This is a genomic window from Gracilibacillus thailandensis (genome assembly GCF_010994055.1).
Classification (GTDB): domain Bacteria; phylum Bacillota; class Bacilli; order Bacillales; family Amphibacillaceae; genus Gracilibacillus; species Gracilibacillus lacisalsi.
In genome coordinates this window covers 84,913-100,602 of the sequence record NZ_WJID01000013.1, presented here as the reverse complement: position 1 = coordinate 100,602, position 15,690 = coordinate 84,913, and the positions used below count along the sequence as shown (strand labels likewise).

The window sequence follows — 15,690 nt, the reverse complement described above, 5'->3', positions numbered from 1 at the left end:
TCCATATCGTGGTTCCATTCAACTAATGTGATATTATATTTTTCACTCAATGACACAAATTTATTTTTGGCATAATCCGAAATCGTATCATCTATTACTTTTCTTCGATACTTCACGACTAACACAAGATGGTAATACATCAAGAATTCTGAATAATTGTTACTGTCTAATTTCATTGTTATAATACCATATTGAGGAAAAAGACTAAATAAAAAAACTTTGGGCTCTCGCCCAACCGAAATTCATCTCCCCCTTACCGTTGGGCTACGCCCTTCACACGCTTGAAGAGGGAGACTTCTTTCTGAAGAACGTTAAACAGATAGTTTGCAATAGTAGAAAAAGGGATAATATACCCGTCTCTCATCAACCTCATTCTAATAATGGTTGTATCTTCACTAACTAAGTTTCCCAATAATACGATAGCAAGATAAACGAACAACCGAAAAAGAACCAGCCTTTTGAATTTCAAACGGAGAACTAATACTTTCATGAACATACCTCCTCCATACAAGAAAATATGTCCAAGCTCTGTTAATTATTCAGTTATGATTTTCTATAAATCGAAATATAGTGCATACATATTATTTTCCAGCTTACTCATAATATAATTAATGATATGTAAAGGAGGAATGAAAGTGACAAAGCAACAGAACCAGCCGAATCCAGATGATCGCTCAGATAATGTGGAAAAATTACAACACAAGGTGCAAGATACAATAGAAAATATAGAAGAAGCACACGAGACGATGCAGTTTGCTTCTTCAGAAGAAAAAGAAAAAATTATCGAGAAAAATCGTCGTAGAGAAGAAGCAATTTCAGGTATGAGAGAAGAAATTAAAGATGAAGCACGAGATCAACAGTAGATATTCAAAAATACAAAAGGCATATGGAATTAGAATATTCTTTATGCCTTTTCCGAGAAAGATTGGTTTTTAATTATACTCACGCCTAACAAAAACTTATCTTAAACCCACTCTTGCCAATGATTACGAATAAATTGAATATCGTATTGATAGTGGGAAAGATGTCCTTCATCAATCATATTTTGAAACGCTGTATCTCCTTCACTGGCTTTTCTTATAATAGTTTTACATAACCCTTCTAAACGGAGTAGCACCATTTCTAAATACTCTTCTTCCATCCTTTCCCCATAAGCTTCAAAGAAAATTCTAACTCTCTCCTTTATACGATTAGCATGCTGTGATGAATGATAATAAACTTTCTCGCCTTTTTCAGAAAGATAAAATCTACTTAGGGGGATGCAGGTATAAAGAGTGTAAGCCATGTCCCAAAGCCTTGGACCAGGTCCAGCAACATCAAAATCAATAATACCTATTGGTCTTTCATGGTGAAATATAATGTTGTATATTGCAAAATCATTATGGCATAGTACTTCAAATGGTTGAGGGGTGTTATCAATCGGTTGCCAGCTATCATATGAAAAATCACTCACAGAATCATGATAAAGACGGAGTATTTTCGCTATTTCTACCAAGACTTCATCAGACCACATATACTCTTTTACAGGGTAATTACCAGCTTCCCCTTCAATAAAAGATAAAATCTCTCTCCCTTTTTCATCAATCCCTAAAAACCTTGGTGCATAACTGAAACCTTTTGTTTCCAAATGCTTTAGTAATTTATGAATGTTTGGACTTTCTTTCTTTAACTCTCTTCGTACAGTATTTCCCAAACGATAAACGTTCGAGACATTTCCTCCTGATAGTATTTTTTCATTTTTATGGTTTGACATTTGAATCCCCCCTTCTGTGACTCTATTTACCTTTCTGTTACTATAGAACAAGTGACTTAATTATGATCGAACCGGCTTCGCCCATATTAAATAGAGGATATCTGACCAATAACGTTCGATATGATCGACCTGAAGGTTTGAATTTCTCATTATCTCATTGATATTTCTGTTACAATGACATCCAGAAATCTTTTTATGTAGTGGATCAATCATTTTTTGACCGAAGGAAAGAAAGCTATTAGAACTCAAGCCATGTTCCATTAACAATATAATCCCATCTTTGCGGCACCAATGATTAAATTTATTTAATGTAACAATTGGATCGGGATAGCTACAAAGGGAAAGCGTTGATACGATACAATCAAAAGAGTTGTCTTCTAAAACCAGCTCATCAATATCTGCTTGGATAAATTCCGCTTTCACCTGAAATTGTGCTGCTGTCCTCTTGGCGCTCTTGATCATCTCTGAACTAAAATCAACCCCTGTTACCTCAACATTATCCCTATCATAATAGGGAAAGTTTGCTCCCGCTCCAATTCCCACCTCCAAGACTTTTCCGTATGCGTTTTTTATTATTTTATTTCTCCATCGAGCAAGCTTTTGATTCGCACGATTATTTTCATACATCTTAGCCTGTTTATCATATTTTTCGATGAGCTTTTCGTTTTTCACCTTCTCACCCTCTACAAAGTAATTTTGTGCTTATTATGGGTAATTACTCTATTAGTTGAAGTTAAAACTTGGTAATTACTGCTATCGCTGAGATACAAGTTTCTGAACAATATTGGATCTCCAAATAGTAAAAACTAACAAAGCACCAAACACGTTAAGAATTAAATCATCTATATCAAAACTTCCTCTTCTTGTAAGTGCTTGGAGTGTTTCGATACTTAATATGATTACAATCATGGAAACGGTGAACCTAGTCACGCTATTTAATTTCCTTATGAAAAGCGGTAGGAACACGCCCATTGGCATAAAAGCTATAATGTTACCAATAATATTTCGTACAATTATATTTATATTTAAAGTTTCGTTAAACATTGCCTGCACATAAAAATATATGGTGTTAAACGGTATGAAATTCGAAGTGTTCTTTATGTATTCTATCAAAGATAGGTTTGTTCCAGTATATCCTCTGTTTTCAAAAAATAATAGTATGATCAATACAAATAAATATAATATGAAACAAATCCCCAGAGTAAATTTTATTACCTTTCTCATATATCCACCTTACATCTTTAAGTAATAATTCTTCGGTTTATTTTGACATAAAATACCAAGAGTGAATCTTTTTTAATCAGAACTTCTATTGGCAAACCATTCTGACAAGAGAACACGATACGAATAAACATCATAAAACTCATCGCCTTCACGTACCCATGAGCGTAAAATTCCTTCGTTGACAAAATTATATTTTTCTAACAATCGAGCAGAAGCATAATTATCCATATCTACATATGCCGTAAGCCTCTCTAACTCCCAATTGTTTGCTACATCTTCAAGAAATAGTTTTATCATTTTTGACGCAACGCCTTTTCTCTGGTATTCAGGTAAAACTAAAAGTCAATTTCTGCTCGAGAATGGGTAGAATTATATCTTTTTAATGTGATAAACCCTACAGTATCTAGTGCATCTTTTATTTTTGCTACATATTTTACTCCTGTTTTTTCTTCTTTCATTTTTATACTTTCTCTTAGAATATCGGTTGCTTCATGATTAGAGTAACATGTGAACAATCCATTAATATCATTGTCGCAAATTTCTTCTAATATTATTTTATCTCTTAATGCCATTTTCTCCTTTCCCTCCTCGTATTTTATTTAGTATTTATATTCCATTTTAAGAAACTCAAATGTACTACCATTTGTTTCTTGCATAAATGTTTGTACTCCTATAAATCCAACTTTTTTATAAACTTTAATCGCCCTTTTATTAAATGTTGCGACTGATAAGGTTATTTTTAGTGGTTCATATTCAGTGTTAAGAAAATCTATACATTTTCTTAAAAAGCCTTCCCCTTTTCTTAATCCTGTTAAATCCGGTCTCATTCCCAAAGCAATATCAAGCGTTTTGTCATCAATCCTATTTATACTCAAAAAGCCAATCAAATCCTTTTCTTTTGTTACTGAAAAAGACAAAGTGCCTCGTTTCTCTTGGTTTAAGAATTCATCTAAATCTTCTTGGTCAGCCTCCATATCATAAAATGAATATTCATCATCGTAATGCCAGTTAAATGCAATATCTTCAGCTTCTTCTTGTGTCATGACAGTAAATTTATATGACATTTTTTATATCTCCCTATCCATCTCTATAAATCCATTACCCTTCTAGAATCACGTTACATTTACTTTACCTTTTCTCACTTCAATGTTGTATCTCCTTTCTTCCCTTACATTATTTTAACATAATATTCCATTAAAAACTTCACCTTGATTTATTTCCACATTATCCATAATTGTTTCATCACGGCCTTGGGCATTAGTTTTACCTGCAGAAACTTATGTAAGCCTCTCTTGCTTTTCATGAAAGTATGTTTTTTACAAATATTTTGAGACAAATTATATTTTGCACTTTACAATAGTGTGTGACATACAGTATAATACATGTAGGAGTTGATAAGATGAAGGATGCGAATGAATATTTAGATAAACTATTGCAAGAATTACGGCGGGGCACGATTACGATCAGTGTTTTGAGTCAACTATCGGAACCCCAATATGGCTACTCGCTTGTCACCATGTTGGAGGAGAAAGGAATTCACGTAGAACCTGGGACACTTTATCCACTTTTAAGAAGACTAGAAAAACAAGGACTACTGGAAAGTAAATGGGACACAAAGGAAACAAGACCACGTAAATATTACTTATTAAGTGAAACAGGTAAAGAAGTTTATGAACTGTTGATCGTTGAATGGCAACAAATTGTAGAAAGCATGAGTAATGTTATTGACATTAAAGGAGGCAAAAAGGATGGAGATGATTGACCGTTATATTTATGCTGTCACTCAGAAGCTCCCTCAATCACAAAGGGAGGATATTGCAGAAGAGCTTCGCGGTTTAATTGAGGATATGTTGGAGGAACGAGTCCAAGGTGAAGATGTTACAGATAATGATGTGGAAGAAGTATTAATGGAACTAGGAGATCCGAGACAATTAGCTCAAAAATATAAAGGAACGAAAAACTATCTAATTGGACCAGAACTTTTTGACACTTACATGCTAGTATTAAAATTTGTTTTCATATCAATTGCTTTATCTATATCAATAGGATTTATTTTAAAAACTATAATAAATCCAGTAACCATTTTGGATCATTTTGTTGATTTAATTGTTGCATCTGTTACCGCTCTTCCCGCAGCTTTTGGCTGGACAACATTTGGCTTTGCGATCGCGGACCATTTCGGGGAAATTAAAGCAAAAGATTTAGAGATTGGAACAGAATGGAAGCCATCGGATTTAGCTCCCATTCCCGATGAAAAAAGACAAATCAAGTACTATGAGCCAATCGTGAGTATTACATTTTATACGTTATTAATCATCATGTTTGTTTTCTCTAATGAATACCTAGGGGTCTGGATATTTCGAGATGGGTTTTCTGATGTGGTTCCGTTTTTAAATAACGAAACATATACTACTTCTTTATTATTCATTATTCTTATTATGGGTATTGGAATAACAAAAGAATGCCTTAAGCTCATTTACGGTAAGTGGACCTACAAGCTAGTCACTTATATAGCAATAGTTAATGTGATTTCAACTATAGCTGTATTATTTATGATAAATGGAAATACATTTTGGAACCCTGATTTTCTGCTTGAGCTTACACAAGCAGGTGTAATTACTGAAAATAGTGATGGATATAGAACTGTAAGTATGATTTGGAATCAATCTACATTATGGATTTTAGTCCTTCTAATCGTAGGATTAATTTGGGAATTTATTGATGGATTGATTAAGGCTAACAAAAAATAAAGTAAGTTGATTGAGAACTGTTGATTATCAGTCAACAACTCGTGGTTTAATCACGGGTTGTTGACTCACTCCCCTTCACAGTGGATTCGATCGCTTCGTTCTTAACTTCCAAGAAATAATCATTAAATACACGTTCTCTACCACCATTTTTTTGATACCAGTCTTGAACTCTTTTAACATGGGCTTTATCATTTCTTACTTTGGACTCAATATCTAAGTATTCTTCATAAGTATCATATTCCCATATAGCAAAAATTTCTACCGTATCATCATCATTTTCCTTCATCCAGCGACCAACCAATCGTGCTCCATATTTTAATTGGTTCGGCAAATTAGTGTTATTAAAGTGAGAATTAAAGATTTCTACAAATTCTTTTTTTACAATGTAAAACTTCCTGCGATAAAACATGAAAATACTCCCTCCCTGATTTCCTCCTATTTTTAATACACTTTCATTTTTGATTATTATACTACACAAACTTTACATCTAATTAATAAGCTCTAACAAATGTTTTTCCTTTCCACCATACACAAACAGCAATAACCATACCAATCACGCCAGATGCAAGCAAAATTAACTGAATATCGATTCCTGCTGAAGCTAACGCACTTACAACTCCATATGCAATTGGATCAAAACCATTCATCGCCAAGAAGATAATGCTCATTACTCGCCCCATGATTCGATTTTCGGTATTTTCTTGAGCTGCTGTGAAAAAAGGGATGAACACAAATGCAATCGAAAATCCGATAAAAAACAATATAGTTGTCAGGAGCATTAAATTAGTTGCAATACTAAAAATAATTAAGAAAAGTAATGAAGCCATAAGTCCTATTAGCGATGTAAAGCCTTTACGCTTCACTTTTACAAAACTCATAATCAGCGTACCAATTACCATACCAACCCCTAAGCTAACCTCCATCAAACTTAAATTAATCGGTGTTCCGCCAAGAAGATCAACTAATAATGGCATAGCAATTTGCAGTCCACCAAATACAAAGAAATTTAACGTGATCAACACAATAATCCCTGTTAATAAGAATGTAGAAGATTTCATATAGGCAATACCTTCACGAAAATCTTCTAATGTACTTTGGTCACCCTTATGCTCTACTGGTCCTTCCTTAATAAAAGGTGGAAAAACTACGAAAGCAGATAACAAAACCAATATAGTCGCCACAAAGTAACTAGTCGCTATAGAGCTAGTTTCCATGATTACACCTGCAAGGATTGGACCGATAATAAAGGATATTTGATCTATACCTTGGAAATAAGCATTTGCTTGCTGTAATTGCGATTTTTCCACTACTTTCGGTATCAGTGATGAGCTAGCTGGTCCAAAAAATGCATCCAGCATACCAAATAAACCTACCGTAACGAATAATAAAGCTAGTGTCATCGAGTCACTTGCCACAAGCCAATAAATACAAAAAAGTACTAGTGCTTGCAGCAAGTTAGTACCAAACATAATTGTTGTTTTTTTGTACTTATCTGCCAATACTCCACCAAAAGTAATTAATAGTAAACGTGGCACTGTTGCCGTAATTAAAGCAATTCCCAAGATGCCAGGTGAACTTAATACATTGATGATATACCAAGAGGTCGTTGTCAGAAACATACTAAAGCCAACAATCGCAAAAATACCTGCAACTAACAATAACATATATGTGCGATTTCGAAAGATTGATTGTTTCAATGTCATTTCTCCATTTCTAATTGTTGTGTACTAAATCATCTTATGGTATATAGTAACTATATAGTCAAGACTGGAGTGTTGAAAAATGACTGACAAAAATATTAAATATTTGACAACAGGTGAATTTGCCAAACTTTGCAGAGTAAACAAGCAAACTCTTTTTTATTATGATCAAATTGGTCTTTTATCACCTATGCTAAAAAACGAAAAAGGCTACCGCTATTATTCCATTCACCAATTAGAGTTATTTACACTCATAACTTTGTTAAAAGATCTGGGCATGTCACTACATGATATTCGTCAATATGTTGAACATAAATCACCAGAAAAATTCTTATCAATTATGCATAAACAGAAAGAAAAAGTAGCGAAACAACGGATGGAAATAGAAATGAAAGAGAATATGATCGATGCACAAATTGAATTAATGAATAAAGCATCAAGTATAGATTTTGATCAAGTTAGTGTTGAACGATTACCGGAACAAACATATTATTTAAGTAAAAATATCGAGAATATTTCAGATGAGGAATTTTTTGAAGTGTTCTCAGACTTTGTTGAGGAATTGTACAAATTACATATTGATACCGGATACCCTATCGGTGGCTTAACTAAACGAGAACAAGTGCTGAAGGGTGAGTTTACTAATTATAGTTATTTATATATAAAACAACTTCATTCTCAGAAGGATAACCCATACCTAAAGACTATAAAAGGTGACTTTTTAATCGGATACCATAAAGGGGAAGATAAGAAAATTCACCATACCTATAAACGACTTTTGTCAGAGCTGGAACGATTAAATCTAGAATTAGGAGATTATGTTTTAGAAGAATATATTTATGACACTGTCGTTAAAAACAGTGAGGAGCAATATGTGACAAAGATTATGATGCAAGTGAGACCTAAGGCAGATATGACATTCTAATTGTTCTCGCTTTTTTTTGCAAGTTCCAAGATTTATTTGCAACTTTACTAATTTATTTGCATTTGCAGGAATTTATTTGCAGCTTTACTAATTTATTTGCATTTGCAGGAATTTATTTGCAACTTTACTAATTTACTTGCAGATTCCTGAATTTATTTGCAACTTCTTCTGTTCTTAACATCAGCTCACTTAAAGTAGAAAACGCAATCGCATATTAATCACATTCAAAATGAGGTGCGAATTGCACCTCATTTTTTTAGCTATTTACAGTTTTGCATCTTAAACCAGACCCATTAGACAATAACCCACATCTTTTATCTAGTTACTTTTTCTCAATATGAAATAGAACGTCCTCTCCAGCTACAACCTCTTGTTTACTCTCCATATTAGTGATCGCAAATTCTTCACCATTTAATAAAATAATGGGAGTCACTGTTTTATATCCATCCGCTGCAATCGTGTCAATATCAAATGTAGCTAATCGATCTCCCTTTTTTACCTTTTGACCATTTTCCACATGAATATCGAAACCTTTTCCATCCAATTGAACTGTTTCCAATCCCATATGTACTAATATTTCTGCACCACCATCGGTTCTAAAACTAATTGCATGTTTGGTCTTAAATACATCCACTACTTCACCATCAATTGGTGATACGACATTATTATCAGAAGGTTCAATCGCGATGCCATCCCCCATCATTTTTTGCGAAAATACTTGATCTGGTACTTGTTCTAACGGCAGTAACTTTCCAGTTAATGGTGCAGTCAAATCTGTATTTACTTCCTTTTTCTTAAATAATTTCTTTAACATATTGAGTTCCTCCTCAGTTGTTAGTCTATTATTACATCTACCCCAAAATGATCGGAGATAACCTCGCTATTGTTACCATTAAAGATCACCATAGACGATTTTACACTAATCAATGAATTAACAAAAATAAAATCAATCCGTTTATCTTCATCATGATCTTTCCAACCGGCAATTTCTCCACTGACCGTAACTCCACTATCTCTTTCAGTTGCTAAACTATATGTATCGTACCATCCTTTAGCAACTAGATAATCATATCCTTCATCTCGATTCTTTGCTTCACTATTAAAATCACCTAACAGGAATACTCGATTATCTTTTTGACTGGCAATATAGTTTAATCGATCTAATTGATAAGCACTTGGTTCTTCTACATCATGCCACCATCCCAAATGACATGACATAAATGTTTGTATCTCACCTTCCACTTCAATATCAACTACTAATGCAACGCGTGTCTTCCAAAAGTAATAATCAGTAGATTTGCTCAAATAAAATTTCTCCACATGCTGAATTGGGTGTTTTGTAATAATCGCTAACCCTTCTTCATATTCATTAAAAGCTTGATGGCAACTAGCCCACACCAAATGATAACTTGATTTACCTATTTTTTTCAACTTATCCAACACTACTTGTCCGTAGTTGTCTTCACGAATATGCTCACTAATAAGGGGAGAATCTTCTTTCTGACTAACTTCTTGCAATGCAATGACATCATAATCATTATCTACGATTGTTTTAACTAATGTATTGATTTTATTTAGTTGATCATCTTCTTGCCACGCATGACAATTTAGTGTTAATAAGCGCATCTTAACCTCCTAAGTAATCCTGAACTTCAGATTTCATGACATCTGCTTTTGGTCCGTAAATCGCTTGAACACCATGATCTTTTAGCACTAGCCCAATTGCTCCTGTCTTCTTCCATTCCTCTTCTTCTTTAACTTCTTCAATATTTTTAACGGTAACACGAAGTCTTGTCATACAAGCATCTACATCTTCAATATTATCTTCTCCACCTAAAAGTGCAACAATTTGTCCTGCAGTAGAATGCTCATCTTTATTTCCCAATGTTTTGTCTACATTATCCTTCGTTCCATCATCATCTGTATAATTACCAGCACGTCCTGGTGTTGGTAAATTCATTTTTTTGATTAAGAAATTGAAAACAACATAGTTTAGAACAAAGAATACGACACATACGATAACAAAATTAATAATATCTTGTACTAATCCAGCATTAATTGTCATTGGCAATCGTGTCAGTAACTCAATATTACCGAAAGCATGGATACGTAAATCAATAATATCCACAACCGCAAAACTTAATCCAGCCACAATGGCATAGACAACATATAATAATGGCGCAGCAAACATAAACATAAATTCAATCGGTTCTGTTACCCCTGTTAAAAATACTGCAAGTCCTGCCGATAGAAACATAGATTTATATTTTGCTTTTTTATCTTTATCAACATTTTTATACATTGCTAATGCAGCAGCTATTAATCCAGCTGAACTTAAAATCATTTGTCCCATTTTAAAACGTGCTGGCGTAACATCTTGTAATAATTGGTTGTATGCATTTACATCTCCTGTAGCAAGTAGGTTATTTAAATCTGAAATCCAAGCCAACCATAAAGGATCTTGTCCAGCCACAACACTTCCCTCATTCGCACCAGACATTATGGTATAGGTACCACCTAATTCTGTGTAATTAATTGGCACTGTCAACATATGATGCAATCCAAAAGGTAGTAACAAACGTTCTAACGTACCGAATATAAACGGAGCTAGGATTGGAGCTGAGTCTCGTGAAGTTGCGATCCAGCGACCAAAGTCGTTTAGCAACCCTTGAATGAAAGGCCATACAAATGATAATACAATTCCAACGATAACGGACCACAAAATAACGACAAAGGGGACAAAACGCTTCCCATTAAAAAATGCTAATGCTTGCGGTAGTTTATTGTAATTATAATATTTATTAAAAATGCTTGCACCGATAAAGCCAGATATGATCCCTACAAATACCCCCATATTTAAAGCAGGAGCATCTAGGATCATCGTAAAGTAATCAGCTACAACTAATTCACTTCCTAATAATGATGTAGCTAATGCTTCAGGGTCATTCACCATTTCTCCTGACACACCAAAAATTGCACCGGTTACACGATTAATAAGAACGAATGCTAATAGTGCTGCAAAAGCTCCTCCTGCTCGTTCTTTTGCCCATGATCCACCGATCGCAACGGCAAATAATACGTGAAGGTTTTCAATAATCGCCCAACCTAATTGTTCCATAACATTACCAATACTTAGTAATAAAGAAATATCGTCACCACTCATGGCAACTAATTTACCTAATGATATCATAATCCCGGCAGCAGGCATAACGGCTACAACAACCAATAAAGCCTTTCCAAGTTTCTGCCAGAACTCAAATGACATAAACTTTTTCATATATTATCCCCTTTTCTCTTTTATACAATCGTTTGCACAAATATATTCTAAATTATAAACTTCATTATTGCAATGATATTTTTATTAACAGGGAATTGTTTTTTATATGATAGGAAATCGATTGCGCAATGTAAGCTTTCGTTTTTCTTATTGAATAAATAAAAATCCCTATTTATAGCTAACTACCATAAATAGGGGAAGATACTTATTTTCTTACTTTCGCTTTTAAATTCTCTACATTTTCTCTGGCGCTTTCTAATGGGTCTCCATCGAATTGTTCTTGCTCAATTACATACCAATCGACACCGACAGATTCACCTGTCTCCCACAAAGTTCCGATATCTAACGAGCCTTTACCAATTTCAATGCTACGTTTTTCACCATTTTCTACTGTCATATCTTTAATGTGTAAGGACACAACTAGATCATCATATGCTTTGATCGTTTGTAATGGATCTACGCCAGCATGTGTTGCCCAATAACAATCGAGTTCCATCTTTACATACTCACGATCTGTTTCCTCAAAAAGAATGTCGAAGCCTCTTTTTCCATTACCAAGATCAAAGAATTCCATATTATGATTGTGATAAGCAAAAGTGAATCCAGCTTCAGAGCATTTCCGTCCAATCTCATTTAATTCTTCTGCAGCACGGTAATAGGCACCTTCATCTGCTCTTAGCTCTTCCGGTAAAATCGGACAAATAATTAAATCATTACCAATTGTTTTGTTATAGGTTAATGAAGCTTCTAGTTGATCACCTGTTAAACTGTCAAACGGCATATGACTGCCAGCAGCCACTAAACCTGATTCATCCATTACTTGTTTCAATTCATTGGCAGGTGTATCAAAGAATCCGGCAAACTGTACGGCCTCATAACCCATTTCACCCAATTTTCGTAAAGTACCTAAAAAATCTTTTGAAGTATGGTCACGTACAGAATACAATTGAATTGCAATTTTCCCCATGTGTAATGCCTCCCTATAGATATACGGCCTTACCCGTTTCAGCTGATTGGTAAAGTCCGTCGATAATTTTTTGAATATTGGTACCTTGCTTCGCATAACGATCTGTGATATTACCTTCAATGCAGTCCGTAACAAAAGCATGAACTTCTGTTTGATGAGCATTTATTTCTGGTAAATAGGCTGGTGTAATATCAATTAAAGTATCATGCTTTTCCTGATATATTTTTAATGGAAAAATGTCTGCTCCACCTTGATTACCCATTAACGAAACTTGCATGGTGTCACGCTTTTCTACATTAGCTGCAAATGCCGATTCTAATACGAGTGATGCACCATTTTGGAAAGTTATCATCCCCACCGCCATATCTTCGACAGTATAGTTTTGATAATCCCATTCACCTAATAAACCGATACCTTTTTTTGTTCCGAGTTGTTGATGTGTCTGACCAAGGACTACTACAGGCTCTGGGTAACCCATTAAATATAGTGCTGTATCTAGCATATGGACACCGATATCGATTAATGGACCGCCGCCTTGCAATTCCTTGTTAGTAAATACACCCCAACCTGGAATACCACGTCGTCTAATTGCTTGCACACGTCCGGAATAAATGTCACCGAGTTCGCCTGCATCAATAAAACGTTTGGCAGCCTGCGTCTCCGATTGGAAACGATAATGGAAACCATACATCAACAATTTACCTGATTTCACCTGCGCCTCTTCCATTTCTTTTGCTTCTTCTTGATTCATTGCTGGTGGCTTTTCACATAAGACATGACAACCTGCTTCTAATGCAGTAACCGCTGCCTCCTTATGAAATTTATTTGGCACACAAACGCTGACAGCATCAATGTCTGTTTCTCTTAACATAGTGTGATAATTGTCAAATGCTGCTTGAATACCATGTTCACTTGCCACTGCTTTTGCTTTGTCATACGCGACATCTGCGACCGCTACAATTTCCACTTGTTCTGGCACTTTTCGATACGCAGGAATATGGACATCTGTCGCAATACCCCCTGCACCAATCAGCGCAACTTTTAACTTTGTCATCTGTGACTTCCTTTCCTTACGCCCACCACATCTCAGCCGGGCTTTCTTTAATATTTACTGCTTTTAAGTTATCTACAGCACGAGCAAAACCTTCGTCAATGGACATAATAGGATCTTCATGCTCAATACTTACAACATAATCATAGCCAAACGTTCGAAGAGCACTAATCATGTTAGACCATTCTTCTAAACCATGACCACATCCAACAGATCGGAAATTCCATGCTCTTGTTTGAATATTGCCATATGGTTGCATATCCGTAAGACCATACATATTAACATTATCCTGATCAATGTAAGTATCCTTTGCATGGAAATGATGAATCGCATTTTCTTTTCCTAAAATTTTTATCGCTGCAACTGGATCGATTCCTTGCCACCATAGATGGCTTGGATCCAAGTTAGCTCCAATTGCTGGGCTTGTTTCTTCACGAAGCTTTAGCATCGTATATGGTGTGTGCACTAAAAACCCGGCATGTAATTCAATACCGATTTTAACGTTATGTTGTTCAGCCAGTTCTCCAATCTCTTTCCAGTATGGGACCAACTTTTCTTCCCATTGCCATTCCAGAACATCTGCGTATTCTGTTGGCCATGGTGCGACAGGCCAGTTTGGTGCTTTAGCGTTTTCTTGGTCTCCGGGAGTCCCCGAAAAACAGTTGACAACCGGTACACCAGTTAGACCTGCAAGTTCAATTGTTTTACGAAGAATTTGATCACTTTCTTCCGCAAATGGCTTATCAGGTGTTAATGGATTGCCATGACAGCTAAAAGCACTAATCGTTAGCCCTCTATCTTTAACCTCTTGTAAATAATGATCGCGTTTCACCGCATCTTCTAAAAGTTCATCAATTTTACAATGTGCATCTCCCGGGTAGCCGCCAGTTCCAATTTCCACGGCATCTAACCCACTAGCTTTCACATGGTCCAACATCTCTTCGAAATTTTTTTCTGCAAATAGTACCGTAAATACACCAAGTTTCATGACTGTCTCCTCCTTCTATAAGGTTATATTCTTCTTCGTTTCATTCGCTTCTAATGCTGCTAAAATAATTTGTAATGATTTATAGCCTTCTTCTCCGTCTATTAATGGTTTGGAATCATTTCGTACACTGTCAACAAAATGATCAATAACACCTGAAGACGTTTGGCCGCCACTGTCATTTGTTTGGATTTGGCCAAGCTCATAATTGATTTTTGATCCGTCTGTATAGGTTGCTATTAAGCTGTAAGCAGGATCATCTTCAAGACGAAGCATTCCTTTTTCTCCGTAAATGACGGTTGAGTTGTCTTCTCCAGCTCCATAAGCCCAACTAGCTGTCAATGTACCAATAATGCCCTTCTCACTACGTAAAATCGTCACCGCTTGATCATCAACATCACTGTTCTCCTTGGCAGACGATTCTACCATAGCCGCTACTTCAGTAAATTCTGTTCCCAAAATATAACGAATGACATCTGCTTTATGTACGCCAAGGTCACCTAACGCACCAATAAATGCCTCTTCTTTACGGAAGAACCAGCTTTCCTTTCCATCAATACTCCAACCTTCTGGACCACCATGACCAAATGTGGTACGGAAGCTGTACACTTTACCGATCTCACCATTTGCGATTAATTGTTTCGCCTTTTCATGGCTAGGTACAAAGCGTTGATTATGTGCGATCATTAATTTTTTGCCTGCTTTATTGCTAGCGTCGATCATTTGCTTTGCCTCTTCTTCAGAAGTTGCCATCGGTTTTTCACATAAAACATGTTTTCCTTGTTCAGCAGCAAATATAGAGACAGGCGCATGCAAATAGTTCGGTAAACAAACGCTGACAAGATCTGCGTTAGAGTCTGTTATCGCTTGTTTATAATCCGTATACGCTTGTACGTTATATTCAGATGCTGTTGACTGAGCACGCTCCTCTTTAATATCACAGACAGCCACAATTTCTACAAAAGGATTTCCCTGATATTCTGGTAAATGACGATGAATTGCAATACTCCCACAGCCAATTACGGCGACTTTTAGTTTATCCATAGATTCCATCTCCC

The 15,690-nt window shown here is 35.4% G+C and carries 21 protein-coding genes; 4 read left to right on the top strand and 17 right to left on the bottom strand.

Annotated elements, in window-relative coordinates; all coding sequences use genetic code 11:
- On the bottom strand, positions 1 to 176 hold a 176-nt coding region (locus GH715_RS05780), incomplete at its 3' end, for a transposase (RefSeq protein ID WP_205601837.1).
- Between the two features lie 77 nt (positions 177 to 253).
- A complete protein-coding gene (locus GH715_RS05775) occupies positions 254 to 490 on the bottom strand; it encodes a hypothetical protein (RefSeq protein WP_153834548.1) in 237 nt (78 codons plus the stop codon).
- Between the two features lie 139 nt (positions 491 to 629).
- Between GH715_RS05775 and tlp the strand changes: the two genes are divergently transcribed.
- Positions 630 to 863, top strand: coding sequence for a small acid-soluble spore protein Tlp (gene tlp, locus GH715_RS05770; protein ID WP_153834549.1), 234 nt, complete (start codon positions 630 to 632; stop codon positions 861 to 863).
- Between the two features lie 101 nt (positions 864 to 964).
- Here the strand turns inward: tlp and GH715_RS05765 are convergent, their stop codons facing one another.
- The 6 genes from GH715_RS05765 to GH715_RS05745 all read right to left on the bottom strand — a co-directional run bounded on the left by GH715_RS05765 (position 965) and on the right by GH715_RS05745 (position 4,041).
- Complete coding sequence (locus GH715_RS05765; RefSeq protein ID WP_153834550.1) at positions 965 to 1,753, bottom strand: phosphotransferase; 789 nt, start codon at positions 1,751 to 1,753, stop codon at positions 965 to 967.
- Positions 1,754 to 1,813: 60 nt separating this feature from the next.
- Positions 1,814 to 2,425: a class I SAM-dependent methyltransferase gene (locus GH715_RS05760; RefSeq protein ID WP_163578472.1), complete on the bottom strand. Its 612-nt coding sequence runs from the start codon at positions 2,423 to 2,425 to the stop codon at positions 1,814 to 1,816.
- Positions 2,426 to 2,506: 81 nt separating this feature from the next.
- Complete coding sequence (locus GH715_RS05755) at positions 2,507 to 2,977, bottom strand: VanZ family protein (protein ID WP_153834551.1); 471 nt, start codon at positions 2,975 to 2,977, stop codon at positions 2,507 to 2,509.
- Positions 2,978 to 3,049: 72 nt separating this feature from the next.
- A complete protein-coding gene (locus tag GH715_RS21490; RefSeq protein ID WP_228760256.1) occupies positions 3,050 to 3,274 on the bottom strand; it encodes a GNAT family N-acetyltransferase in 225 nt (74 codons plus the stop codon).
- Positions 3,275 to 3,312: 38 nt separating this feature from the next.
- Positions 3,313 to 3,549 carry a hypothetical protein gene (locus tag GH715_RS21485; RefSeq protein WP_228760257.1) on the bottom strand — a complete coding sequence of 79 codons (237 nt, stop codon included), beginning with the start codon at positions 3,547 to 3,549 and terminating at the stop codon, positions 3,313 to 3,315.
- Positions 3,550 to 3,576: 27 nt separating this feature from the next.
- The gene (locus GH715_RS05745; protein ID WP_153834552.1) at positions 3,577 to 4,041 is read right to left on the bottom strand and encodes a GNAT family N-acetyltransferase; all 465 of its coding nucleotides are present in this window, start codon (positions 4,039 to 4,041) and stop codon (positions 3,577 to 3,579) included.
- 335 nt (positions 4,042 to 4,376) lie between these two features.
- Between GH715_RS05745 and GH715_RS05740 the strand changes: the two genes are divergently transcribed.
- Both GH715_RS05740 and GH715_RS05735 read left to right on the top strand, forming a co-directional pair.
- Entirely contained in the window at positions 4,377 to 4,739 is a 363-nt protein-coding gene (locus tag GH715_RS05740; RefSeq protein ID WP_153834553.1) for a PadR family transcriptional regulator, read from the top strand.
- Positions 4,726 to 5,727 carry an HAAS signaling domain-containing protein gene (locus GH715_RS05735; RefSeq protein WP_153834554.1) on the top strand — a complete coding sequence of 334 codons (1,002 nt, stop codon included), beginning with the start codon at positions 4,726 to 4,728 and terminating at the stop codon, positions 5,725 to 5,727. Before GH715_RS05740 ends, GH715_RS05735 begins: the two co-directional genes overlap by 14 nt.
- A 46-nt stretch (positions 5,728 to 5,773) precedes the next feature.
- Here the strand turns inward: GH715_RS05735 and GH715_RS05730 are convergent, their stop codons facing one another.
- Together GH715_RS05730 and GH715_RS05725 are read right to left on the bottom strand one after the other, a co-directional pair.
- Positions 5,774 to 6,136, bottom strand: a complete 363-nt coding sequence (locus GH715_RS05730) for an NIPSNAP family protein (protein WP_153834555.1) — start codon at positions 6,134 to 6,136, stop codon at positions 5,774 to 5,776.
- An 82-nt stretch (positions 6,137 to 6,218) separates the two neighbouring features.
- The gene (locus GH715_RS05725) at positions 6,219 to 7,430 is read right to left on the bottom strand and encodes an MFS transporter (RefSeq protein WP_153834556.1); all 1,212 of its coding nucleotides are present in this window, start codon (positions 7,428 to 7,430) and stop codon (positions 6,219 to 6,221) included.
- Positions 7,431 to 7,509: 79 nt separating this feature from the next.
- Here GH715_RS05725 and GH715_RS05720 point away from each other — a divergent pair, with 79 nt between their 5' ends.
- Positions 7,510 to 8,352, top strand: a complete 843-nt coding sequence (locus tag GH715_RS05720) for a MerR family transcriptional regulator (RefSeq protein ID WP_153834557.1) — start codon at positions 7,510 to 7,512, stop codon at positions 8,350 to 8,352.
- Positions 8,353 to 8,674: 322 nt separating this feature from the next.
- On the opposite strand, the gene GH715_RS05715 is transcribed toward GH715_RS05720, so the two are convergent.
- The 7 genes from GH715_RS05715 to GH715_RS05685 all read right to left on the bottom strand — a co-directional run bounded on the left by GH715_RS05715 (position 8,675) and on the right by GH715_RS05685 (position 15,676).
- Positions 8,675 to 9,166, bottom strand: a complete 492-nt coding sequence (locus tag GH715_RS05715; RefSeq protein WP_153834558.1) for a PTS sugar transporter subunit IIA — start codon at positions 9,164 to 9,166, stop codon at positions 8,675 to 8,677.
- A gap of 20 nt (positions 9,167 to 9,186) precedes the next feature.
- Complete coding sequence (locus GH715_RS05710; RefSeq protein ID WP_153834559.1) at positions 9,187 to 9,978, bottom strand: endonuclease/exonuclease/phosphatase family protein; 792 nt, start codon at positions 9,976 to 9,978, stop codon at positions 9,187 to 9,189.
- A 1-nt stretch (position 9,979) separates the two neighbouring features.
- Positions 9,980 to 11,629 (bottom strand): PTS transporter subunit IIBC, encoded by a 1,650-nt coding sequence (locus GH715_RS05705; protein ID WP_153834560.1) that lies wholly within the window; start codon positions 11,627 to 11,629, stop codon positions 9,980 to 9,982.
- A gap of 205 nt (positions 11,630 to 11,834) precedes the next feature.
- The gene (locus tag GH715_RS05700; protein WP_163578471.1) at positions 11,835 to 12,596 is read right to left on the bottom strand and encodes a sugar phosphate isomerase/epimerase family protein; all 762 of its coding nucleotides are present in this window, start codon (positions 12,594 to 12,596) and stop codon (positions 11,835 to 11,837) included.
- A 13-nt stretch (positions 12,597 to 12,609) separates the two neighbouring features.
- Positions 12,610 to 13,650, bottom strand: coding sequence for a Gfo/Idh/MocA family protein (locus GH715_RS05695; RefSeq protein ID WP_153834562.1), 1,041 nt, complete (start codon positions 13,648 to 13,650; stop codon positions 12,610 to 12,612).
- Between the two features lie 16 nt (positions 13,651 to 13,666).
- Entirely contained in the window at positions 13,667 to 14,635 is a 969-nt protein-coding gene (locus GH715_RS05690) for a sugar phosphate isomerase/epimerase family protein (protein WP_153834563.1), read from the bottom strand.
- A 15-nt stretch (positions 14,636 to 14,650) separates the two neighbouring features.
- Positions 14,651 to 15,676: a Gfo/Idh/MocA family protein gene (locus GH715_RS05685; protein WP_153834564.1), complete on the bottom strand. Its 1,026-nt coding sequence runs from the start codon at positions 15,674 to 15,676 to the stop codon at positions 14,651 to 14,653.
- Between the last annotated feature and the right edge of the window lie 14 nt (positions 15,677 to 15,690).